We start from the raw sequence: 6286 nt of genomic DNA, 5'->3' as shown, positions 1-6286 counted from the left end.
TCTTTGGCTCGATCGCGTCCATAAATTTGCCGAATGGTTTGCCGAAAATAATATCCATCCATTCCGCAAGCGCGCGCTGCGCAAGGCCGAGCAATGGATGCTGGAACGATTTGAGGGCAGCGACGGCCTGGCGGCCATCTTTCCCGCCATGCTCAACTCCCTCATCGCCCTCAAGGCCCTGGGCTATCCCGACGACCACCCGCAGGTGCTGCGCGCAGAACGCCGGCTCAAAGAACTCGAACACGAAACCGAGGACAGCGTCCGCATCGAGCCGTGCTTTTCACCGGTGTGGGACACCGCCATCGTGCTGATCTGCTTGCAGGAATCGGGCGTTTCAAGCGACGACCCGGCCCTCAAACGAGCTGCCGAATGGCTCATGACAAAAGAAATCCGCTTCCGGGGCGACTGGCAGTACAAGAACCCCGCCAAAGTCGAACCCAGCGGGTGGGTCTTTGAATTCGAGAACAAATGGAACCCCGACGTCGATGACACGGCGATGGTGCTGCTGGCCTTGAGGAAAGTGCCAACTGACGATCTGCAGAAACGCGACGAATGCTTTCAGCGCGGGTTGCGGTGGATGATGACTTTTCAATGCAAAGACGGAGGCTGGGCCGCCTTCGACAAAGACTGCACCAAAGGGGTGCTGGACAAGGTGCCCTTTGCCGACCACAACGCGATGCTCGACCCCGAATGCGCCGACATCACCGCGCGCATCCTGGAATTGCTCGGCCATGAAGGCTACAGCGTCGCCCATCCCCAGGTGCAAAAGGCCCTTCGCTACGTCCGCGAGCAACAGGAGGAGGACGGTTCCTGGTATGGCCGCTGGGGAGTCAATTACATCTACGGCACCTGGCAGGTCTTGCGCGGCATGCGCGCCATGAATCTCGATATGAACGAGCCCTGGCTGCTCAAGGCGCGGGACTGGCTGGAAAGCGTTCAGCGCCACGACGGCGGCTGGGGCGAGCGCTGCAACACTTACGACGACCCTGTCTTTAAGGGCCAGGGGCCTAGCACGGCCTCGCAAACGGCCTGGGCAGTCATGGGTTTGTGCGCTTTTGATGATCCCAGCCGGCCCAGCATCCAGCGCGGTATCGAGTACCTTGTGCGCACTCAGAATCCCGACGGCTCATGGTCCGAGGCCGAGACCACCGGCACCGGTTTCCCGAAGGTCTTCTATCTCAAATACGATATGTATCGCAATAGCTGGCCCCTATTGGCACTAGCCGCCTACCGCAAGCTGCTCACCCGCCCTGCCTCGGCACAAAACGGTGAGGTGAATGGAAAAGAGCACCCTGGCATTGGTCTGGACTCTCGCCCACACGATACCCTGGTTGTTGGCCGCCCGTCGCGTCCCTAAGCCCTAGGCATGCAAACAGCTCATAATGCAGAGATGCAACGGCGCAGTCTTTGCGCCTGGGCGTTCAGAATCGCAACTCATTAGATACAGCCAACCGATGAGCTGGCTCTATCGCCACCTGATTCGCCCTGCGCTCTTCGCACAGGACCCCGAACAAATCCACCAGCGCACCCTGCAGGCACTGGCCTGGGCAGGCCGCAATGAACTGCTGTGCGCCGCCGTCGAGTCCTTCTTTGGAGCCCCTGCTTTGCCAATAGAAATCATGGGACTCAATTTTCCCAACCCGGTCGGATTGGCTGCCGGCATGGATAAACAGGCTGAGGCCCTGCCCGCCTGGGCCGCCCTCGGCTTTGGCTTCACCGAACTGGGAGCGGTCACCTGGCACCCACAATCGGGAAATCCCGGGCCCCGGGTCTTTCGGGCCATTGCCGAAGAGGCCATTGTCAATCGGATGGGGTTCAATAATCCCGGCGCTGAGGCCGTGGCCCAAACATTGGCCCAGTGGCGGGCAAGAGGCCGATGGCCCAAACACCCCGTCGGCATGAACCTCGGCAAATCAAAGACAACGCCTTTGGAAAAAGCGCCTGAAGATTACGCCAACTCCCTGCGAGTGCTCCAGCCTTATCTCGATTTCTTTGTAGTCAACGTCAGCTCGCCCAATACCCCGGGACTGCGGCAACTGCAGGAAAAATCTGCTCTGGATGAAATCCTTGTTGCCATCAAGGAGGTCCAACGTAAAGCCCCCCAGGCTGGCGCCCAGGAACCGCAACGTAAGCCGATTCTCATCAAAGTTTCCCCTGATCTCTCGTTTGATGCCCTGGACGACATCCTCGCATTAGCCCAGTCGCGGCAGATAGACGGCCTGGTCGCCACCAACACCACCATCAGCCGCCCCGAGACAGATTCGCCGCCATTACGAAGGGTCTATACTGAGGAAGGCGGCTTGAGCGGACGCCCCTTGCGCGCCCGCAGCACCGAAGTCATTCGCCATCTCTTTCAACAAACCAAGGGCACCCTGCCCATTATCGGGGTCGGAGGCATTTTTAATGCCGCGGATGCCTGGGAGAAAATCATGGCCGGCGCATCCTTGGTTCAACTCTATACAGGGCTGGTTTATGAGGGTCCGGGGACAGCCAGAGGGATCGTCAGCGGCTTGCTCGAATGTCTCGAGCGGGCCGGTTTTCGGGAGTTGCGCCACGCGGTGGGCAGCGCAGCCAATGGCCGGTAATTTTAACTAATTCTACTCTTGACGATTGCGGCTCTGAGGATTATACAAAGCTGGATGACAGGTTGAACCCTTACCCCATTACCTATGACTCTGACAAAGCGAGACTTGGTGATTCGCATTAGCGAGGAGACGGGACTGATTCAGCAGCAGGTCCTGGACGTTGTCCAAAAGACCCTCGACCATATAGCCGAAGCCCTGGCTAAAGGCGATAAGGTCGAGTTGCGCAACTTCGGGGTCTTTGAAGTCAAAGTCCGCCGCGCCCGCATCGGGCGCAACCCCAACGCGCCAGCGACCGACGTGCCCATACCCGAGCGGTCGGTCGTCAAGTTCAAGCCAGGCAAGGAAATGCGCGCTGAGGTCCTCAAAATTCCCCCTCCCGCCCCCGCTTCAAACCAGCCAACACAAACCGCGAGCTAACGTAACAACCAAGGCGGGCCTTCGTTAAGGATACGGGCAGCGTGCTGCCAGAGGGAACTGCGTTTTTAGGCCTGATTGAAGCACCCTCTCCAGACTCAGGCATAGACCAGCAAATGGATGTCCTCCGGCAGATGCTCCGAGACGCGTTGCACAATGTCGCCGCGCAGCAGATGAAGCAACCGATTTCGTACGGGGGCGCCCAGAATTAACAGAGAAGCGCCCATTGTCGCGGTGATATCGACAATCGTGTCGGCCACCGAATCACTGACTGCGTAACAAGGAAACACCGGATGGCCTCGTGCCAGGTCCTTGGCTTGAGCAAAGACCATTCTAGCTTCCTCGTCCTCCTGCCAGCGCCGCGAATGGTCCGCCTCGCTCAGGGCCGGCAAGGCCCGAACGAACAGCAGATAAAGCGGACGCCGGCTCAATTGGGCTTCTTCGAGCGCGAAGTCGAGAGTCTTTCCAGCACCGCGCACGGCGCAAACAATAGGCGGGCGGTCCGCAGCCACCGCATCAGCCCCTTGCGCGGCGTTGGTTTCAATCGCCACCGGCACCGTGGCGGCCGCCGCTGCCGCTGCGGCGAGGTCTTTCTTTTTACCGGCTTCGGTAACCAGCCCCCGCAGGATCAGACCGATGGCCAGAATCGTCACGGCAAAAACCCGCGCGCCCGGCTTATCGATGAAGAGGGAAATCTCGATGGCGAGCATGACCAAAAAAGTCAAAAACATCAACGCGCGTTCCCACTGCGCCAGCCTGACCTTCTTATCCGTCGAGGTTGCACCCAGGTTGGTGGCAATCGCCCCCACCACGCCGACCGCATAGAGGTCCGCCAATCCCGCCATATCGCTCACCGCGAGCACAAGCAGCATCGGAATGACGGTGGACAAAACAATGGCCAAGTTCGGCACGCCGAACTTGTTCAGCCTTTGAAATGCGGACGGCAGCTCGCGGTCGCGCGACATCAGGAACTGAATGGCAATCAAATCCACAATCGCGGTGTTCACTGCCGAGAGCAACAAAAAGGCAAAAACGATGCTGACCGCCCAGGCGGCAATGTGCCCAACGGTCGGCCCCAGAGCCCCGCCGACAAAGACCTGGCCCATGTATCGGAGCATATAATCGCGCACGCCGGGGTTTCCGGGCGCATCGACTTGGTCCTTATCGATGATCAAACCATTCAGGGCATGGGCTCCCAGGCTCAGCAGCACCGTAAAGAAGCAAACCTCGACCATAACCAGGAGGATCGCCCGGTTGGAAGTCTTTGAGACATTGGGGTTGGCGTCGCTGCTGCCCGGGTTGAGTTTCATCACGCCCGTGGCATTGGCAATCGCTTCCACCCCCGATAACGCGAGCACCACTCCAACAAATCCCTTCCAGTTCTTTAAGAATCCCCCCTGTAAGGGTTCCAAGTGCTGAATCGCGTGCCCAAGATGCGGCAGGCAAAACGCCCCCAGCAAAACGACCACAACTACCGTCGGCAGAGAAATAAGAAAAGCCAGCCCGCCGGTGTGCCGCGGGCCAAAGAAATTAAGCGCCCCAATCATTACGATAGCCAGCGCGGCGAAAATCTCCGGTCGCGGCACGCCCAGGTATTGGAATGCGGACAAGGAGCTAATGGCGGCGGTGACGAGGTAATCGGCAATCAGAAGAAAGGCCCCGACAATAGAAACAATCTCCGAACGATGCCGCACGCTGGCATAAACCCCGCCGCCATCCGGGTAATGGCGGCAGATGACCATGTAATTGATGCCCACCAGCGCAGTCAACAACGACATCGCGCCGATCAGCCAAAAGGAACCATACCCGGCCACGGCAAACGCCAGGCCCACCACATAGGCCTTGCTCGTTCCCCAGTCGCCATAAAGTATCGCCGCCGCGCGCGGCCAGTCCACATTGCGCGGGCGCTTGGTATTGGTGGCAATCATTTTAGAGTCGCCATTCCTTGCCCAAAAACGCCAACACCTTTGAAAAAAGGGAAAAACCTCCAGCAGGCTTTCTTGACCTTAATGTTAGCGCTGACGGGGTTAGCTGTCGGGCTGGAACCACTAAGTATTCCCAGCGAAAAATCGCCGTAAGCCCCTATCCGCAAAGCGGAAATTTTGGGTTCCCCGCTGGCCTGAAACTTCCCAGGCCATTAAGCAGACAAAGAACTGGCGTTATTATTACCAGCGCCGAGCCGGTCCTGGGAAGAAAAAACGCGCGGCTTTCAACGCTTGGCTGACGCTTGGGGCGACAGGCGCCTTTCCCGTGCTCTTTCCTTTTATGCGGCATTCGGGTATTTGGAGGCCATGCAATCAAAAGCAATATCGCGCAGGCAAGCCCTGGTCCATGCCGGGCTGCTCCTTGGAGGGGCGTTGGCGGGTCCGAAGCTGGCGACCGGCGCTGAACAGCCACAAACCCAGCGAAAGAATCGCCCGTTCATTTATTCCCTGAACACCGCCACCATTCGGGGACAAAAACTGGGCATCGTTAAGGAAGTCGAGATCGTTTCGAAGGCCGGTTACGATGCTATCGAGCCCTGGGTCGATACCCTTTCCGATTACGTCAAAGGAGGCGGCGATTTAAAGGAACTGCGCCAGCGCATAAATGATTCGGGGCTGACAGTGGAAGGCGCTATTGCGTTTCCTGAATGGATCGTCGAGGACGACGCCCGCCGGGCCAAAGGCTTCGAACGGGCAAAGCGCGAGATGGAGTTGGCGGCGCAGATTGGCGCGAGGCGGTTTGCCGCGCCTCCGGCTGGGGCGACCGGCCTGCCGAAGCTAGAATTAATCAAGGCCGCCGAACGTTACCGCGCATTGCTGGAAGCGGGCGATCAAATCGGTTTGGTGCCGGAACTCGAATTGTGGGGTTTTTCGGCAAATCTCAACCGGCTGGGCGAGTGCGTGGGCATTGCCATGGAAACCGGGCATCCGAAGGCCTGCGTGCTGGCCGATGTTTTTCATTTGTACAAGGGCGGCACTCAATTGGAGGGGTTCCGGTTGCTGGCTTCCGAGGCCGTTCAGGTGCTGCACATGAATGATTATCCCAGCGATCCGCCGCGCGAAAAGATTGATGACAGCTTTCGAATCTATCCGGGAGACGGTATAGCGCCCTGGCGGGAACTGTTGCGGCTGCTGCATCAAACAGGCGGGCAGAAGGTTTTATCTCTCGAATTGTTTAACCGCAAGCTCTGGGCCCAAGACCCATTGGAAGTAACCAAAACGGGACTTAGCCGCATGAAGGCCGTCGTGGAGCAGGCGCAAATCTAAGTAAGAGAAAGAGCGTTTTAAAAATGGATTGCCGAC

5 protein-coding genes and 1 riboswitch are annotated in these 6286 nt (G+C 58.4%); of the genes, 4 read left to right on the top strand and 1 reads right to left on the bottom strand.

Going from position 1 to position 6286, the window contains the following annotated elements:
- From shc to VG146_14115, 3 genes are all read left to right on the top strand, one after another.
- Nucleotides 1-1357: squalene--hopene cyclase (shc, locus tag VG146_14125; GenBank protein HEV2393484.1), on the top strand; the 1357-nt coding region annotated here is incomplete at its 5' end.
- A gap of 97 nt (nucleotides 1358-1454) precedes the next feature.
- Nucleotides 1455-2585 carry a quinone-dependent dihydroorotate dehydrogenase gene (locus VG146_14120; protein HEV2393483.1) on the top strand — a complete coding sequence of 377 codons (1131 nt, stop codon included), beginning with the start codon at nucleotides 1455-1457 and terminating at the stop codon, nucleotides 2583-2585.
- 84 nt (nucleotides 2586-2669) lie between these two features.
- Nucleotides 2670-3002, top strand: coding sequence for an HU family DNA-binding protein (locus VG146_14115; GenBank protein ID HEV2393482.1), 333 nt, complete (start codon nucleotides 2670-2672; stop codon nucleotides 3000-3002).
- A 95-nt stretch (nucleotides 3003-3097) separates the two neighbouring features.
- Here the strand turns inward: VG146_14115 and VG146_14110 are convergent, their stop codons facing one another.
- Nucleotides 3098-4927: a universal stress protein gene (locus VG146_14110; protein HEV2393481.1), complete on the bottom strand. Its 1830-nt coding sequence runs from the start codon at nucleotides 4925-4927 to the stop codon at nucleotides 3098-3100.
- Nucleotides 4928-4999: 72 nt separating this feature from the next.
- Nucleotides 5000-5153: riboswitch (cyclic di-AMP (ydaO/yuaA leader) on the bottom strand.
- Nucleotides 5154-5290: 137 nt separating this feature from the next.
- Between VG146_14110 and VG146_14105 the strand changes: the two genes are divergently transcribed.
- A complete protein-coding gene (locus tag VG146_14105) occupies nucleotides 5291-6250 on the top strand; it encodes a sugar phosphate isomerase/epimerase family protein (protein HEV2393480.1) in 960 nt (319 codons plus the stop codon).
- Nucleotides 6251-6286 lie beyond the last annotated feature (36 nt).

It is taken from the genome of Verrucomicrobiia bacterium, assembly GCA_035946615.1.
Classification (GTDB): Bacteria; Verrucomicrobiota; Verrucomicrobiia; order Limisphaerales; family UBA8199; genus DASYZB01.
This window is presented reverse-complemented; position numbering and strand designations above follow the sequence as displayed.